The following is a 16,215-nucleotide window of genomic DNA, read 5'->3' on the forward strand; positions in this document are numbered from 1 at the left end:
AGAATATCCTTAAAGCAAACTAGCCATGTGCTAGAACTTCACTATCTATTTTGTTAAAATAATAAAGGATTGTATAAATAGAAATTTCAATTAGGAGATTAGTTATGAAAACAACTATAAAACAAGCTAAACAGCATCTTAACGAAGAAGTAACTATTGGTGCTTGGTTAACAAATAAACGCTCTAGCGGTAAAATTGCATTCTTACAATTACGTGATGGCAGTGGCTTTATGCAAGGTGTAGTTGTCAAATCAGAAGTTGATGAAGACACATTCAAACTTGCTAAAGACATCACTCAAGAATCATCATTATACGTGACAGGCGTGATTACTGAGGATAATCGCTCAGATTTAGGATATGAAATGCAAGTGAAATCAATTGAAGTCATTCACGAAGCACATGACTATCCAATCACACCTAAGAACCACGGTACTGAATTCTTAATGGATCACCGTCACTTATGGTTACGTTCTAAAAAACAACATGCTGTAATGAAAATCAGAAATGAAATTATTAGAGCAACTTATGAATTCTTTAATGAAAATGGCTTCACTAAAATTGACCCGCCAATTTTAACTGCAAGTGCACCTGAGGGTACTAGTGAGCTATTCCATACTAAATATTTCGATGAAGATGCTTTCTTATCACAAAGTGGACAACTTTACATGGAAGCTGCAGCAATGGCACATGGTCGTGTATTCTCATTTGGTCCTACTTTTAGAGCAGAAAAATCTAAAACACGTCGTCATTTAATCGAATTCTGGATGATTGAACCTGAAATGGCGTTCACTAATCATGCAGAAAGCTTAGAAGTACAAGAACAATATGTGGCTCATATCGTTCAATCAGTTCTTAAAAACTGTAAATTAGAATTAAAAGCTTTAGATAGAGATACAACTAAATTAGAAAAAGTGGCAACACCATTCCCACGAATTTCTTATGATGATGCTATCAAGTTCTTAAAAGAAGAAGGATTTGATGATATTGAATGGGGCGAAGACTTTGGTGCGCCTCATGAAACAGCAATTGCTAATCATTATGATTTACCAGTATTTATTACGAACTATCCAACTAAGATTAAACCTTTCTATATGCAACCAAATCCAGAGAATGAAGACACTGTGTTATGTGCAGACTTAATTGCTCCAGAAGGATATGGTGAAATTATTGGTGGTTCAGAACGTATCAATGATTTAGATTTATTAGAACAACGCATCAATGAACATCAATTAGACGAAGAAAGCTATAGCTATTATTTAGACTTACGTCGCTATGGTAGTGTGCCACATAGTGGTTTCGGATTAGGTTTAGAACGTACTGTAGCTTGGATTTCAGGCGTGGAACACGTGAGAGAAACATCTCCATTCCCACGTTTATTAAATCGTTTATATCCATAAGATACTTACAGTTAGAAGCAAATATATTCATTTCGTCCAGTCAGCTCTATTTGACTGGACTCTTTTTCAATTTTTAAAAAGGAGGTATTCGACTTGGACAAATTCCAACTTAAAACACGACCTGTCGTTGTAAGACGTGAGCTTTTAGATCATTATTCAGAATTAGGTATGTCCGAGAAAGATTTAATCATATTGATTAAACTTATCTATGCCTCAGAAACTTCAAACAAACAACCTTCAATCGATTTTCTGAAAAAGGGTTCTACTATGGAGCCTAGAGAAGTTACTTCAATTATCCAAAATTTGATTCAAAGAGATTTGTTAGAACTTCAAGTAAAAAAAGATGAAGAAGGTAAATTTACCGAATACATGAATTTAGATGGTTTTTATGACAAATTGAGTCACATTTTAGCTCAAGATCAAGTCGATAATAAGCAATCAAATTCTCAGCAACAATTTAAAGATTTATTCCAATATATTGAACAATTATTCGCAAGACCCTTGTCTCCATATGAAATTGAAACATTGAATCAATGGATTGATGTAGATCAACATGATTTTGCATTAATACGTTCAGCACTAGATGAAGCTTATAGTCATGATAAATTAAGCTTTAAATACGTAGATCGCATCTTATTAAATTGGAAAAAGAATAACGTTACGACGATTGATGAATCTAAAAAAATAAGAGAACAATTTAACAAACCTAAAATGACGCATACCGTAAAACATGTGCCCAAATTTGATTGGTTAAATGGAGAGAAATTAGATGATAAGTAAGAAAAAAGCACTTGAAATGATAGATGTTATAGCTGATATGTTTCCAGATGCGGAATGTGAATTAAAACATGATAATGCCTTTGAACTTACTATCGCTGTGTTGTTGTCGGCTCAGTGTACAGATAATTTAGTTAACAAAGTGACACGTTCACTTTTCAAAAAATATAAAACACCAGAAGATTATGTAAATGTGGATATAGAAGAGTTACAAGACGATATTCGTTCAATCGGGTTATATCGCAATAAATCTAAGAATATTAAAAAGTTATGTGAATCATTACTTGAAAAGTTTGATGGAGAAGTCCCACATACGCATAAAGAACTTGAAAGTCTAGCAGGTGTAGGGCGAAAAACAGCAAATGTAGTAATGAGTGTAGCATTTGGAGAACCGTCATTAGCGGTGGATACTCACGTAGAACGTGTTTCTAAACGTTTAGGCATTAATAGATGGAAAGATAATGTAACTCAAGTCGAAGATAGGTTATGTAGTATTATTCCAAAAGAAAGATGGAGTAAAAGTCATCATCAACTTATCTTCTTTGGACGTTACCATTGTATTGCTCGTAAACCAAAATGTGATATTTGTCCTTTACTAGAGGATTGTAGAGAAGGACAAAAGCGAATGAAAGCATAATAAAAGGAAGCTTGATATTATGATCACTAAACAAGATTTTGAACCTTTAGAAGAACAATTGGATCAATTCGCAAGTAAAAGGGCGCTTAATTCAGCTGAAGCTAAACCTGTGATTGATCAGTACTTTACATTAATCATTGATTTCTTTAAACAAATTAATGAAGTAGAGGAGATAGATTTTCATCATCTTGAGAATTATCCAGTAGTTCCAATGAATTTTGAAGAACGTTACAATTATATGTTAGCCAGAAAATATCATTTTATGGGTTATAGTCAAATGAAGACATTAAAAGTGGAACTTATTAAAATGAACGCATCTTATCAAATTAGAAAAAAACGCTAAATAGTATATTAAAAAGGCTGGGCAAACTGCCCAGCCTTTTTGTATAGCTATTCAACTTACTAACTATGAATAAAACTTCTATACGATTATCTGTTGAAATTAAACATGTTCGCAATCGTATTGCCGTTATTATTGTTGTTATTAGCATTTGAATTATTTTGTTGTGTTGAATTATTGTTTCCAGTGTTACCAGAATTATTTGACTCACTAGAAGACTCATTTGATGATTCAGATGATGAGCTAGAGCTTCTTGATGAACCATCACTAGAACCGTTACTACCGTAAACTTCACGAGTAGTAGTGTTGTTATCAGGGTGACCACTTACAGATAAATCATCTGCTTTAGAGCCAACAACTGAATCAGGTTTCTTGAAGTCACCATCATTACTTGAAGTAATGTCAGACATAACATCCTCATATAAGAATTGAGGGTATTCTTGTTCAGTGTGACCTAAGAATGAGTTAGTTCCGCCTTCTTTAATTTGGCTGAATCCCATCCAAATTGACATTGTATATTTAGGTGTGAAACCGTTAATCCAAACGTCTTTCGCAGCGTTATCTGGTAAGTTGTATTGTTGGTTAATTTCTGAACCATACGTACTTGTACCAGTTTTAGCACCCATTGTTACACCTGAAACGCCATGACCATAAGCTGAACCATAAGGTTTAAATGTACCAGTTAACATTTCAGCTAACATGTAAGATGTATAATCTTTCATAGCTTTGTGACTAGTGTGATCGAATTCAACAGTGTCACCATCAGCAGTAACAACTTTTTGGATTGAATGCGCATTGTTATAAGTACCACCATTAGCGATTGAAGCAAACGCTGAAGCTAATTGAGTAGGTGAGAACTCTGAAGCGCCACCACCTAAGATATCTGATGGGCCAAGATCATTTTGATAATCTAAACCAACTTTAGAAGCAAAGTCTTTTACTGAATCTTTACCAGCTTGAGATTGAGTTTGTTGCCAAGTTTTTAACGCTGGGATGTTGAAACTTTGTCTTAATGCATCATAAGCAGATACTCTACCATGTCCTTGACTATCATAGTTTTGGAAAGTACCGCCATCGATTTGATAACTTGATTCATCTTGGATAGCATGATTTGTTGCCCATTGCATATTTTCAATAGCTGGACCATATGCTAAGAATGGTTTTAATGATGAACCAGTTAAGTGAGCATCTGTCGCAGCATTTCGGTCAACTACATCTTTAAAGTTACGTCCACCAGAAATTGCTACAATACCACCGGATTTACTATCAAGAATTGTTGCACCAACTTGTTGGTCATCATTTTTATAGTAATTACCGTTATTAATACGATCTTGTAATGTTTTTTGAACATCTTTATCCATATCAGTATAGATTTTAATGCCGCTTTGTAATAAATCACTTAAGTTTTTATCTTTAAAGTGTTTGTTATTCATTAATTCAGCTTTAACAAAGTTAACATAAGAATCGTATTCTGGATCTTCATCAGTTGAACCGATTTGACGTTCTTTATTAGAACGTTTCACTAAGTTGTCTTCTAATGAAGTCTTTTTAGCTTCTTGCCACTGTTTGTCTGTAATTCTATGATGATAGTGCATTAAGTATAAAACAGTTTCTTTACGACTTTCCGCTTCTTTAGGGTTGTCGTAAATGTTGTAAAGGTTAGGAACCTGTGGTAAACCAGCTAAGTACGCTGATTCAGCTAAATTTAAATCTTTCAAATCTTTATTGAAGTAGTATTTAGCTGCAGCTTTTACACCATAAACGCCATCAGAGTAATAAATTTTGTTTAAATACATTTGGAAGATTTCATCTTTACTGTACTCTTGCTCTAGACGATATGATAAGTAAGCTTCTTGCGCTTTACGTCCGATAGATTTTTTCTCACTTAAGAATGAACGTTTAACAACTTGTTGTGTTAACGTTGAGGCACCCTGTGAACCAAATCCACCAGTCAAGTTTTTACCAACAGCGCCAAATAAACGTTTATAGTCTAAGGCACCATGATCATAGAAACGGTTATCTTCAGTTGCTAACACGGCATTTCTCACATTCTTAGGAACATCTTTTAAATCAACATGTTCTCTTCTAGCACCATTGTCTAGTTTTTTAACCAATTCTCCATTCCTGTCATAAATTTCGGCAGGTTTAGGATCTTGTAGTTTAGATTCATTAAATGCTGGTGCTTTCCAAGCATAATATGCAAATAATAAAATACCGAGTAAAACTAAAATGAAAAAGGCGATTAATAAAAAGCCTATAATCTTGATAATCGTTCGTTTTACATTTCTATTCTTTTTTTCTTTGGACTTCCCATTTTTCCCTTTGTTGGGCTGAGAAGATCCTTTGTTTTCCGTCATACGCGGTCCTCACTTTCATCTAATATCAACTTATCAACAGCCTTGAGGTAATCTAATCTTGGTTGATACTGATAAGGAATATAGTAACTATTTTTTCTTATTTCTTCAACTGTTATTGATTTTTTTATTTCATTTTTATATCTTTTCCAAAAAGGTTGAAATTTAGAAAAAGGCAAAAGATATACTTCATCAAGCATTTTAAATCTTATCAATAAAAATACAATTCCTTTCTGAAGAAATGTATTCTTCATATGTTCAACTTGATGATCATGAATATTATTTAAAGGAAAGGAAGTTTTATTTTTAGTTTCCTTTGCTTCAAAATCAATATAATAGCCTTTATAAACGCCATTATAATCAGTTGTAGAAGGGGTACGAAAGTAAGCTTCGTTTATCACGGCTTTACTTCGTTTGGGATAATGAACATTAACGATTTGAATTGGCGTAGGTTTCTTATGTATAACAGCCTTACCATGATTTAAATAATAATCGTTAGAGCGTTCAATATCTTTTTCAAGGGACATACCACGTCCACCATACTCTATTTTACTATAAGAAGAACGAGTATTACTTCCGACGTTAGTCTTATTTTCCTTGAAAGGTTTCCCATTAGGATAATTCATAGCCTTCACCACGCTAGTTCGTTAATAGAAACTATAAAATATATCTATGTACTAATGTATTCATCAAAGTACTTTATATGTAATTACTATATAACAAACTAATTTAGAAAATAATGAAACTTCATTATTAACCTTCTCTATTTTAACGTGCTTTAACTATGAAAACAATATGTGACTGAATTTGTAAGGTATACGCAACATTAATGAAAGAATTCTAGAAAGTGCCAAACTTTTGTTGATTTCATACTACATGACGGTCGGAATGAATTATGATAAATTAAATCAGTGTAGGAGGCATCTTCATGGAGAAAGTTGTAAAAGAACTATTGAAAGAACTTCAATATATTGAAACGCATTATAATGAAGTTAAAACAACAGGTGAAGATTTTAATTTTTATCAGAAAGTTGTTCCATATACTCAATATATTGATGGTATATTGAATGAGTTAATTCAATATAAAGACGACATCATACAATTGCCTTATATGAATGATAGGAAATTCAATTTATTGGTAAACAATATTAAAGAATTATCAGTAGATTGTCATTTCCATAGAACCAGCAGAAAACTTTTCACTGAAAAATTTAAAGCTGCTAATTATGATTTAAACTATTTACTTGAATACAATAAAGAATAGAGTGATTTGTACTTGAAGACACTATATGTTACGGGATATAAATCTTTTGAATTAAATATTTTTAAAGATGATATGCCTGAAGTGAAATATCTTAAAGCATTCATTAAACATAAGTTATTACAATATATTGATGAAGGACTTGAATGGGTATTAATTCAAGGTCAAATTGGGATTGAACTTTGGGCAGCTGAAGTTGTTCTTGATTTAAAACAAACTTATCCTGAGTTAAAACTCGGTATAATTACTCCTTTTTACGGACATACTTCAAAGTGGAATGAAGTTAATCAAGCAAAGTATAATAGTATTGTAGAAAAAGCAGACTTTCTTGAAAGTGTCCATCACACTGAATATGAAGGACCTTTTCAATTTAAACAAACAGATCAATTTATGCTTGATCATACAGATATGACGTTACTAATATACGATGATGAACAAGAGGCAAGTCCCAAGTTCTTCAAGAGGATGTTAGTTGATTTTATGGATAAAACAAACTATACTTGTGATATTGTTGCATTTGATGAACTCACTGCTTTTATAAATGATTTACAGTGGGAACAAGATCAAAGTTTCGAATGAGGTGGAAAAAATGGCAGATGTTTCTTTAAAGCTTTCAGCAAAAGATATCTATGAAAAAGACTTTGAAAAAACGATGGCACGTGGCTATCGTCGTGAAGAAGTTGATGCTTTTTTAGACGATATTATTACTGATTATCAAAAAATGGCTGATTTAAATAACGAAGTAGTTAAATTATCTGAAGAAAATAATAAACTAAGAAAAGAAGTAGAAGATTTAAGATTACGAGTAGCGACATCTAGACCTTCTGATAACAAATCATTCTCTTCAAACAATACAAGTTCATCGAATAACGTAGATATTCTAAAAAGAATTTCAAATCTTGAAAAAGCAGTATTTGGCAAATAATCATTAAGCAGTAACTATTTAAAGTACAAGCAACTTTGCTAGTATGTTTTAAAAGTAAAAAATATCTGTTATAGTTTTTAAATATGTGTTATAATCGCAAAAGTGATATTTTGGGTAATCGCTATAGAAATATAGAGGAAAGTCCATGCTCACACAGTCTGAGATGACTGTAGTGTTCGTGCTTGATGAAACAATAAATCAAGGCATTAATTTGACGGCAACGAAATAGCCTAAGTCTTTAGATATGGCTAGAATAGTTTGAAAGTGCCACAGTGACGTAGCTTTTATAGAAATATAAAAGGTGGAACGCGGTAAACCCCTCGAGTGAGCAATCCAAATTAGGTAGGAGCACTTGTTTAGCGGAATTCAACGTATAAACGAGACGTCTTTATTCGCATAATAAAGATATGTAGACAGATGGTTACCACCAGAGTACCAGTACAACTAGTGTACGTTATGAGTACAACGGTACAGAACATGGCTTACAGAAATATCATTGACTAGTTTAGCTCTCCCATTAGAAGGAGAGCTTTTTTCTTTCTTACAATTTATACTTATACATATATGATTTAAACTCTGTTAACATATAACATAACAATATTGACAAAGGAGACAAACCAATGTTCCAATTATTAGCAGTATGTCCAATGGGATTAGAAGCAGTCGTTGCAAAAGAAATCCAAGAACTTGGCTATGAAACACAGGTAGAAAATGGGCGTATCTTTTTTGAAGGAGATGCGAAAGCTATTGTTAAATGTAACTTATGGTTGCGAACTGCTGATCGACTTAAAATCGTCGTAGGTAGATTTAATGCCAAAACATTTGATGAATTGTTTGAAAAAACAAAAGCTTTACCATGGGAAGATATTATTGATAAAGAAGGTCAATTTCCTGTACAAGGACGAAGCGTCAAATCTACGCTTTACAGTGTGCCAGACTGCCAAGCTATTACTAAGAAAGCCATTGTTGAACGTTTAAAACATGCTTATAACGAAAAAGGCTGGTTAAATGAAAGTGGCGCTAAATACCCTGTAGAAGTAGCTATTTTAAAAGATAATGTGTTACTTACAATTGATACATCAGGTTCAGGGCTAAATAGACGTGGATATCGTATTGCTCAAGGTGAAGCACCAATCAAAGAAACATTGGCAGCAAGTTTAGTAAGACTTGCAAATTGGAAAGGTGATACACCATTCATTGATCCATTCTGTGGTTCAGGAACTATTGCTATTGAAGCATGTTTAATTGCTCAAAATATCGCGCCTGGATTTAACCGCGAATTCGTTTCTGAAGAATGGAACATTATGCCACCTAACATTTATGATGAAATGCGAGATGAGGCTGACAAACAAGCTGATTATGATAAAGACATCCAAGTCTTTGCTTCTGATATTGATCCAGAAATGGTTGAAATAGCTAAACGTAATGCAGAAGAAGTAGGCTTAGGTGATATTATTCAGTTTAGCGTTAAAGACGTGAATACATTAACGATTGATACAGAAGAACCAGTTGCTTTAGTAGGTAACCCACCATATGGGGAACGTATTGGCGATAGAGATGAAGTTGAAGAAATGTACCGCTATATTGGAAAATTAATGAAACAACATCCTTATTTATCTACTTATATTTTAACTAGCAATAAAGAATTCGAATATCTTGTTAATAAAAAAGCAACTAAACGACGCAAATTATTCAATGGTTATATTGAATGTACGTATTATCAATATTGGGGTCAAAAACCTGCAAAAAATTAATAGTTAACCCATAAATATAAATAACTCATTTTTCAAGTTTAGTTTTTATTAAATTTGTAAATTTACTTTAATTTATTAGAAAATATTTAATTAATTTAAACAATTTATTAGCGCTCTTATTATGACTGATGTAAAGTGATAATAAGAGTGTTTTAACATTTAACTACATACATATAAATTACATCTTAGTGAGGAGAGAGAAATATGCAAACTGTTTTAATTATAGGCGCAAACGGTAAAGTTTCTATAGAGGCAACTAAAATATTTTTAGAAGATACTTCATTTAATGTGGATTTATTTTTAAGAAATGCACATCGTATCCCTGATTATGCATCTAATCGTATTACTGTATTTGAAGGGGACGCAAAAAATGAAGAAGACTTAGAAAAAGCATTAGATAAAGTCGACGTCGTCTTCGCTAGTTTATCAGGTTCACTGGATATTGAAGCTGATGCTATCGTTAAAGCAATGACTAAAAAAGGCGTAAAACGCTTAATTTTTATTGCAGCGCCAGGAATTTACAATGAGTTGCCAACAAAATTTAATGAATTTAATAAAGAACAATTTGGCGAGAAATTAGATAAATACCGAAAAGCTGCAGATATTATCGAAGCTTCAGATTTAGATTATACAATCATTCGCCCAGCTTGGTTAACTTTCAAAAATGAATCAGATTATGAAATTACATCTAAAGATACTGAGTTCAAAGGTACAGAAGTATCAAGACGTAGTATTGCAAATTTAGCTGTTCGTATTGCTAAAAATCCTGAACTTTATTCAAGAGACAATATAGGTGTTAATAAACCTAACACAGATGGCGATAAGCCAGCTTGGTTTAATTAAAGTTCTATTTATATTTTTTATAATTTATGAGTGTGATAAAATTTAATAAATGATTTCAAAAGTATTGATTTACTTTTGCGATCACTTTCTATTAATAGGGTTATAATTCTTTGATGATTTATAACCTTACTTTTTTATTATTTTCAGAACGTTTGAAATAAAGGGGATTAGGCATGTCGAATACTGAACAATTAGATATTTTATATAAATTAAAAAAAGAAGTTGAAAAATCAAACAATACGGCGTTAGTACATACAATCAATCAAGTCATCAAAAAAGTTTATTTAAATCAATATACCGCTTCTTTCGTGGGACATTTTTCTGCAGGTAAATCTACATTGATTAACTTATTACTTGAACAGAATATTTTACCAAGTTCTCCCGTACCAACAACAAGTAATACAGCTATCGTTTCTGTATCAGATCAAGAAGAGATTATTGCTAATCTTGAACATCAACAGTATACAAAGTTAAAAACTTATGATGAAGTGAAACAAATGAATCGCTTAAATGTTGATGTCGAATCTGTAGAAATTAAATTTCCTTCTACAAAGTTTCATAACGGGTTTACTTTACAAGATACACCTGGGGTCGACTCAAATGTAGCGACACACCAAACGACGACCGAACAGTTCATGTATACAAGTAATATTTTGTTTTATACAGTGGATTATAATCACGTTCAATCTGCGCTTAATTTTCAATTTATGAAACGCATGAATGATGTTGGAATCCCTGTTATTTTCATCATTAACCAAATTGATAAACATAATGAAGATGAAATTTCTTTTGCTACTTTTAAAGAAAGAGTGAATAAATCAATTGCAGATTGGGATATCAAATTGACTAAAATCTTCTACGTGTCTAAATTTGATCATCCTGAAAATGAAATCAATCAACTATCTGACTATTTAGTAGACAAAGATAATCATCGTGAACCTATAGAAGATTACGTGAAACGTACGGTTAAATTTATCACAGATGCACAACTCGGTTATATCCAAAATGAAATACAAGATATTCTTGAAGAATTGAATATTAATGAAGATGAGTTTGAACAAGCATATTCAAAATTCCAACAGAATCAAGCTGTGAGTGAAGAAGCACGTTTATTAAATAATCCTGATCAGTTGTTAAGCTTTTTAAAACAAAAACGTAAAGACATTCTTGAAAATGCCTACATCATGACACATGATATGCGTGAAGATATTCGACATTATCTTGAAAGTATGGCTTCAGACTTTAAAGTAGGCGGCCTTTTAAATAAAAAGAAAAAGAAACTAGAAGAACAAGAGCAACGCTTAGCAATCGTTACTGAAAAATTGCAAGACAAAGTTAATCAACAAATACGCCAACCTTTAAGAGAAGATATGTCGTTTTTAACGCGCTTTATCAATAATAGTGAAGTAAACAAAGAAATATTGAATCAACATTACGAAATTAATAATGAATTGATTTCAAATTTATATCAGCCTCAAACGAGTATCAGTAATACGTATGTATTAACGTTTAGTGATGAAGTTAAAAAAGCTATTAACAATTATGTAGAGAAAGAATCTAATCCATTATTCGATAAAACCATTAACAATACACAGGCGACAGGCCTAACAAATACAGAAGATGAAGATATGCAAATCTATGAACGTTTCATAGAGCTAAAGAATTTGAAAGAGTCTTTAACAACTGAGAATTATCGTCATTATTATATCCATATGGAAGATTCTTTAGATAAGTTAATAGGGCGAACTGAAGCCAACTATCAATTTAAAGATGAGACTCAAGGTGAATCAAGTGAAGCTCAGTTTGATGAAAATGAAGCAACTCAATCATCAACAACGAATGAGGTTGATATTAAACAAGCTTTAGAATTAGTTGAGCCAGTGCCATTATTTGATAGAACGAAAAAAGATATTCAAGATACATTAACTCGCTTAGATAATAAAATCGTTAAAATTGGCGTGTTTGGTACGTTTAGTGCAGGTAAAAGTAGTTTAATCAATGCTTTACTTGGTGGTCAATATTTAGTGAGTTCTCCAAATCCAACAACAGCAGCTACGACAGAATTATCTTATGGCGAAGACAGTAAAATCACTTTAAAAACACAAGAACAATTACTTGAAGAGTTAAATCAACTTATTGAATATCACAATATTTCATTTAATTCTTTAGAGGAATTTATTAATAGTGATGTTACTTCATTGAAACAACAGTTAGAAAAAAATCAATTAGCTTTTGTTAATGCGGTTGAAAAGCATTATGCACTTTATCAAGATATGGTAAATGAAGCCATTACGCATGAAATTTCACAAGAAGATATTAAAAAGTGGAGCGCAGAAGACGAATACGCTACCTTTGTTAAAACTGTTCACATCAACTTACCACTTGAATGGTTAAAAGGTAAAATCATCGTAGATTCACTAGGCTTACATTCAAACAACCAACGTCATACAAATGAAACTGAACAAATTTTAACTTCTTCAGATTTAATTTTATATGTAAGTTACTTTAATCATTCATTTACAGATAACGATAAAGCTTTCATTGAACATATGAAAGATATGAATCAATTGAATGAAAACCAAGCCTTTAAAATGGTTATCAACGCAATTGATTTAGCAGAAAATGAAGAAGATGTTAAAGCCGTAAAAGATTACGTTGCTGATGCTTTAAACCAAGTTAACTTAAACTCTGAGATATTCGGTGTATCAAGTAGACGTGCACTTAAAGATTATGATGAAGGTATTTCACAATTACGTGAGAGTATTCAACACTTTGTAGAAGTAGAATCTAACACCATTTTAGAGCAACAAATGATTAAACAACTTGAACAAATGAGTCAATCGTTCGATCAAATGATTGAAGAATTCCAAACAAATCAATCATTAATCAGTGAACGACAAGATAAACTTAAATCTTATCAACATGAACAACGTCTTCCAAACCAATTGTTAATGACAAGTGAGCAACATACTAATAATGAAGTTGAAGACCAAATTTATCACTTAAATGGACGCTTAAAGTTACAATTATTGGATGATGTTAAAAGTGTATTCAATAGTCAAATGACGCAGAATAACGATTTCAATCAAGAAAAGAAAATTTCAGCTAAGACATTCTTAGATCAAATCCATCAACGTTTATATCTCGAACAAAGTCTTTTAGTAGAACGTATTAAAAAATACTTTAATCGACAACTCAACGAACAAGTTGCACCTGTCGTTCAAAAGTTAAATCAATTGCATGTGCTTATTTATCCTGAATTTAATATTAAACCTCATTTTACTGATACGGCGTTTTTAAGAATTGATATTAATGATATGGTGGCAGCTTTACCTAAACAACTGACTAAACGTAAAATATTAAATCCTAATTCTCAAAGAGAAATACAGGAAACAATTAGTGCTAATACATTAGATTTGCTTCAAGCACAATTAAGCGAATTAAGACAAGCACTCATTTCTTATGTATCAACATTAACTAAAGAGGCTGAAGATACATTTAATCATTTAGAAAATGATATACAACAACAAATAGATGATTTATTATCATTTACAATGGATGAAACACTTATAGAACAATTAAAATCAGTAAACTCAAAATTAAAAGTACTTTTAAAATAGAAAGAAGGCACCATTTATGACATCACGTGTCCTACTAGTAGATGGAATGGCGTTATTATTTAGACATTTTTATGCTACAAGTTTACACAATCAATTTATGTATAATTCGAAGGGCGTACCTACAAATGGTATACAAGGATTTGTTAGACACATTTTTAGCGCTATTCACGATATTAATCCGACACATGTAGCAGTGTGTTGGGATATGGGGCAATCGACTTTCAGAAATGAAATGTATGATTCATACAAACAAAACCGTCCCGCACCTCCAGAGGAACTCATTCCTCAATTTGATTATGTTAAAGAAATATCTGAGCAATTCGGTTTCATAAACGTCGGAATGGTCAATTATGAGGCTGATGATGTTATAGGAACTTTAGCTAAAGCTTATTCTCAAGATAACGAGGTACACATTATTACTGGGGATAAAGATATTCTTCAATGTATTAATCAAAACGTAGAAGTGTGGCTCATTAAAAAGGGCTTCAATATATACAATCGTTATACGTTAGACCGTTTTAATGAAGAATATCAACTAGATCCGCTTCAATTAATTGATATTAAAGCATTTATGGGAGATAGTGCAGATGGTTATCCAGGCGTAAAAGGAATAGGCGAGAAAACAGCAATTAAATTAATTCAAGCTTATGATAGTGTTGAAAATGTCCTTCAACATATTGATGAATTAACACCAGGACAGCAAAAGAAAATTAAAAATGACGAAGCAAATTTACTACTATCCAAACAATTAGCTGAAATCCATACAGAAGTTCCACTAGATATTACTTCTTTATATGAGGAAATGGAATATGCTCATTCACTCAATCATATATTATCTATTTGTAATGAGCATGAGCTATACGTATCAGGTAAGTATATTTCTTCTAAATTATAATTAAAAATCCTTGAGATAAAAGGAAAAGTCAATCATCTCTGATTTAAGAGTGATGTTTCCTAATCTCAAGGATTTTATTTTGATTAATTATTTTTTCTTACTTAATTTATAAAGATATTGTTGTGCTAATTGATTTGCTTCTTTATTTTGATCGCGAGGAACCCATTTTACAAATAATAATTCAAAACTTTGTTCTAAAATTTCCATATTCTCAAAGTAAGGTTTAAATCGGATATTTTTCACATAACCTTGATTAACGCTATCTTCAATTAATTTAGAATCTGTGTATAATAGCGCATTCGTTACATTTAATTCTCTTGCGTGTTCTAGGGCGTGTATCATAGCTGCCCATTCTGCACTATGATTATCTAATTCACCTAAATCATGGGTGAATGTGTATTTTTCATTCTCTTCTTTAATTACAATACCACACGTACTTTGACCTGGATTACCATTTGATGCAGCATCAAAATATATTTTCGCCATTTTATAACACCTTTTCAAAAAATAAGATTATTATTTCAATACTATAGTATCAAATTCTAAAAAAAGAGAATAGCATGAGAAGTGTCAGCGTTATATATTGCTCGACTCACTCTCACGCTATTCTATTAATTAATAACCTTCATCTAGTTTATGAATTCTTCCTTTGCGATACATCGATTTAGCGATATAACCAAATGGAACATTAAATATAGTTGACATTAATTTAAGTAAATAAGTTGTTATAAATATCTCAAATACTACTGCGAAAGGTAGTGTTCCTGCGAATGCGATAGTTACAAATAAAGCTGTATCAATAATTGAGCTTAACATTGTGCTGCCATATGCTCGAATGATAAATGTTTTATCAGAACTAAAGATTTTTTTAATCATTGAAAAGATAAAAACATCGACATGTTGACCAATAATATAAGCTACGATTGATCCAAGCGCAATACGTGGCACTAAATCAAAGATAGTTGATAATGCTTTTTGAGATACATCTTCAGGTGCTGGAATAAAATGTAATGACATTTGCATCACAATAATCATAACTAATGTTGATGAAAAGCCTAACCATACAGCACGTTTAGCCACTTTACGTCCATAAATATCATTTAAAATATCCGTAGCTAAATAAATTGAAGCAAACATGACATTACCTAAAGTAGCAGATATACCAAAAATATCTACCGTTTTAATTACTTGGATGTTGGCAATGATAGTCCCAATAGCGACCCAAGCAATTAAGCCTTGTTTACCAAAACAACGAAACATTACGACCATTAAAATAAAAGTAACAAAAAAGGTTGCTACTCCAAAAATTTCATTAAACATGATTATCCTCCTAAATTTTGATAATGCGGGTGTTTAGAAACCGCAAAAACAACTTATATATTATATAGTAAAAATACAATTGTTGCAATAGG

15 protein-coding genes and 1 other RNA gene are annotated in these 16,215 nt (G+C 31.8%); 12 read left to right on the top strand and 4 right to left on the bottom strand.

All coding sequences use genetic code 11. The features are described 5' to 3' along the window. Window positions 1–104: 104 nt before the first annotated feature. The 4 genes from asnS (at window position 105) to CD127_RS04740 (ending at window position 3,154) form a co-directional block, all read left to right on the top strand. Window positions 105–1,397 (top strand): asparagine--tRNA ligase, encoded by a 1,293-nt coding sequence (gene asnS, locus CD127_RS04725; RefSeq protein WP_103297460.1) that lies wholly within the window; start codon window positions 105–107, stop codon window positions 1,395–1,397. 93 nt (window positions 1,398–1,490) lie between these two features. After that, on the top strand, window positions 1,491–2,177 hold the full coding sequence (locus tag CD127_RS04730) for a DnaD domain-containing protein (protein WP_103365947.1): 687 nt from the start codon (window positions 1,491–1,493) through the stop codon (window positions 2,175–2,177). Further along, window positions 2,167–2,811 carry an endonuclease III gene (gene nth / locus CD127_RS04735; RefSeq protein ID WP_103365948.1) on the top strand — a complete coding sequence of 215 codons (645 nt, stop codon included), beginning with the start codon at window positions 2,167–2,169 and terminating at the stop codon, window positions 2,809–2,811. Before CD127_RS04730 ends, nth begins: the two co-directional genes overlap by 11 nt. Before the next feature lie 19 nt (window positions 2,812–2,830). Continuing rightward, window positions 2,831–3,154 (top strand): YpoC family protein, encoded by a 324-nt coding sequence (locus CD127_RS04740; RefSeq protein WP_103297457.1) that lies wholly within the window; start codon window positions 2,831–2,833, stop codon window positions 3,152–3,154. A gap of 86 nt (window positions 3,155–3,240) precedes the next feature. Here CD127_RS04740 and CD127_RS04745 read toward each other — a convergent pair whose 3' ends face one another. Next, window positions 3,241–5,508, bottom strand: a complete 2,268-nt coding sequence (locus tag CD127_RS04745) for a transglycosylase domain-containing protein (protein ID WP_103365949.1) — start codon at window positions 5,506–5,508, stop codon at window positions 3,241–3,243. After that, window positions 5,505–6,131, bottom strand: coding sequence for a Holliday junction resolvase RecU (gene recU, locus CD127_RS04750; protein ID WP_103297455.1), 627 nt, complete (start codon window positions 6,129–6,131; stop codon window positions 5,505–5,507). The genes CD127_RS04745 and recU overlap by 4 nt, the downstream gene beginning before the upstream one ends. A 302-nt stretch (window positions 6,132–6,433) precedes the next feature. Here recU and CD127_RS04755 point away from each other — a divergent pair, with 302 nt between their 5' ends. From CD127_RS04755 to CD127_RS04790, 8 genes are all read left to right on the top strand, one after another. Further along, the gene (locus CD127_RS04755; RefSeq protein ID WP_103365950.1) at window positions 6,434–6,769 is read left to right on the top strand and encodes a DUF1798 family protein; all 336 of its coding nucleotides are present in this window, start codon (window positions 6,434–6,436) and stop codon (window positions 6,767–6,769) included. A gap of 12 nt (window positions 6,770–6,781) precedes the next feature. Then, entirely contained in the window at window positions 6,782–7,345 is a 564-nt protein-coding gene (locus CD127_RS04760) for an SLOG family protein (RefSeq protein WP_103365951.1), read from the top strand. A 10-nt stretch (window positions 7,346–7,355) separates the two neighbouring features. Then, a complete protein-coding gene (gpsB, locus tag CD127_RS04765) occupies window positions 7,356–7,691 on the top strand; it encodes a cell division regulator GpsB (protein ID WP_103365952.1) in 336 nt (111 codons plus the stop codon). Between the two features lie 106 nt (window positions 7,692–7,797). Continuing rightward, an RNA gene (gene rnpB, locus CD127_RS04770) (RNase P RNA component class B) lies at window positions 7,798–8,181 on the top strand. Window positions 8,182–8,311: 130 nt separating this feature from the next. Then, window positions 8,312–9,445: a THUMP domain-containing class I SAM-dependent RNA methyltransferase gene (locus CD127_RS04775; RefSeq protein ID WP_103365953.1), complete on the top strand. Its 1,134-nt coding sequence runs from the start codon at window positions 8,312–8,314 to the stop codon at window positions 9,443–9,445. Between the two features lie 204 nt (window positions 9,446–9,649). Further along, a complete protein-coding gene (locus tag CD127_RS04780) occupies window positions 9,650–10,288 on the top strand; it encodes an SDR family oxidoreductase (RefSeq protein ID WP_103365954.1) in 639 nt (212 codons plus the stop codon). A 173-nt stretch (window positions 10,289–10,461) separates the two neighbouring features. Further along, window positions 10,462–13,908, top strand: a complete 3,447-nt coding sequence (locus tag CD127_RS04785; RefSeq protein ID WP_103365955.1) for a dynamin family protein — start codon at window positions 10,462–10,464, stop codon at window positions 13,906–13,908. 16 nt (window positions 13,909–13,924) lie between these two features. Further along, complete coding sequence (locus CD127_RS04790; RefSeq protein WP_103365956.1) at window positions 13,925–14,803, top strand: 5'-3' exonuclease; 879 nt, start codon at window positions 13,925–13,927, stop codon at window positions 14,801–14,803. 87 nt (window positions 14,804–14,890) lie between these two features. On the opposite strand, the gene CD127_RS04795 is transcribed toward CD127_RS04790, so the two are convergent. Beyond that, complete coding sequence (locus tag CD127_RS04795; RefSeq protein ID WP_103298536.1) at window positions 14,891–15,289, bottom strand: ribonuclease HI family protein; 399 nt, start codon at window positions 15,287–15,289, stop codon at window positions 14,891–14,893. Window positions 15,290–15,418: 129 nt separating this feature from the next. Continuing rightward, complete coding sequence (locus tag CD127_RS04800) at window positions 15,419–16,123, bottom strand: queuosine precursor transporter (RefSeq protein WP_103365957.1); 705 nt, start codon at window positions 16,121–16,123, stop codon at window positions 15,419–15,421. Window positions 16,124–16,215: the final 92 nt, after the last annotated feature.

Origin of the sequence: Staphylococcus petrasii (assembly GCF_002902565.1) — a bacterium.
Classification (GTDB): domain Bacteria; phylum Bacillota; class Bacilli; order Staphylococcales; family Staphylococcaceae; genus Staphylococcus; species Staphylococcus petrasii.